This is a genomic window from Roseovarius nubinhibens ISM (assembly GCF_000152625.1).
Lineage (GTDB): Bacteria > Pseudomonadota > Alphaproteobacteria > Rhodobacterales > Rhodobacteraceae > Roseovarius > Roseovarius nubinhibens.
Genome location: NZ_AALY01000010.1, coordinates 1 through 1,592, shown reverse-complemented (window position 1 = coordinate 1,592; position 1,592 = coordinate 1). Strand labels below are relative to the sequence as shown.

Below are 1,592 nucleotides of genomic sequence, written 5' to 3'. Positions count from 1 at the left end.
AGGCACAGTTCGGCATGACCACCATGGGCCCGGCGGCGGAATCGCTGGCAGGGACCAACCCGATTGCCCCCGGTCTGCAGATGACCAATGCGTGTGCCATGTTCCCGATGTATCAGACGCCCTTTAGCGTGACTGCGCTGGCCTCGTCGGGCATCGAAAGCATCGCGGATATCCCGGATGGGGCGCGGATCGGCTTTGGTCCGGCGGGCTCGACCTCGGACACCTATTTCCCGCGCATGATGGAAGAGCTGGGCGTCAAGTTCGAGCGCCGCAATGGCGGCTGGTCCGACCTTGGCGGGCAGCTTCAGGACGGTCTTCTCGACGTGATCGCCTTTGCTGCCGGTGTGCCGGTGCCCGCGGTCAGCCAGCTCGAAGTGCAGACGGATGTGAACATCATCGAGTTCACCGAAGAGGAACAGGCCAAGATCATGGAGGCCTTCCCGGTGTCGGCCTTTGAAATCAAGGCGGATACCTACACCACGCTGGAAGCGCCGGCGCGGTCGGTGTCGATGTGGAACTTCACCATCGCCAATTGCGACCTGCCCGAGAGCTTTGTCTATGCGGTCGTGGACACGGTCATGTCGGACAACGAGCGGATGCAGGGCATCCACCGTGCCGCCGCATCGACCCTGCCCGAGAACTGGGACAAGAACAAAGTCATGATGTGGCACCCCGGTGCAGCAAAATGGTTCGTTGAGAATGCCGGTGCGGATATCCCCGCCGACAAGATCTTCAGCAAGTAAACCGTCACCGGCCTGAATGGCCTGACAGTAGTGCCGCGCCCCCAGAGACCCGGGCGCGGCATTTTTCCAAGTGGGCGCTGCACCCGTGCTATGATGCGGGACGCAGAGCGGAGGGGACAATGACACAAGCACAAGAAACCGCCGACCAGGTCGTCCTGGCAGAGGGCGTCGATGAGGAACCGGTCGAGCGCAATCGCCGCCTGTTCACCAATAAATCCTATCTTTTCGTGGCCGCCATCGCCACGCTCTATGCGCTGACCCATATGATCGCGCTCAACGGCGTGTCGATCCGTGATTGGACCGGGATCAACATTCCCCTGCTGCCGACCTTTCCGATGGAGACGTGGAATTTCCGCATCGTCCACGTGTCGGGCGCGCTGGCGCTGGGCTTTCTTCTCTTTGCGGCGCGGCTCTTCCCCGATACCGAGCGGCCCGAGACGCGGATGTTGTCGCTGGCCGGGCTAGGCCTGATCCTGCCGGCGCTGGTGGCGGGCTATATGGCGCTCAGCTTTGCGGTCAAGATCAACTCGGGCACCCTGCCGCAGATGGGCGGGCTCAGCACCTGGGCCGCGTTTCCGGGCACCGAGATCTACAACCAAGAGGTCACCTGGTTCGGCATTCCGCTTTTGATCGCCACTTTCGGCGCGATTGTGCTTGGCTGGTTCGAGAACACCCATCGTCACCGGTTTGCCGCCTCGGACATCGTGCTGGCGATCTGTGCCGTGGTGGTCGCGCTCTACCTGCTGCCGGTCTATTCGACGGCGGCGCGCAATTCGGTCGGGACGAGCTTTGTGCTATCGGCGTGGCCTTTGCCGCGACGGCGGCTCGGCGATGATCCTCGAGCTGACC

1 protein-coding gene and 1 pseudogene are annotated in these 1,592 nt (G+C 62.6%); both read left to right on the top strand.

Annotated elements, in window-relative coordinates; translation table 11 throughout:
• Window positions 1-743, top strand: a 743-nt coding sequence (locus ISM_RS00010; RefSeq protein WP_009812032.1) for a TAXI family TRAP transporter solute-binding subunit, incomplete at its 5' end; no start/stop codon positions are given.
• A gap of 119 nt (window positions 744-862) precedes the next feature.
• Window positions 863-1,592 (top strand): annotated as a pseudogene (locus ISM_RS00005) (TRAP transporter permease); the annotation flags it as partial.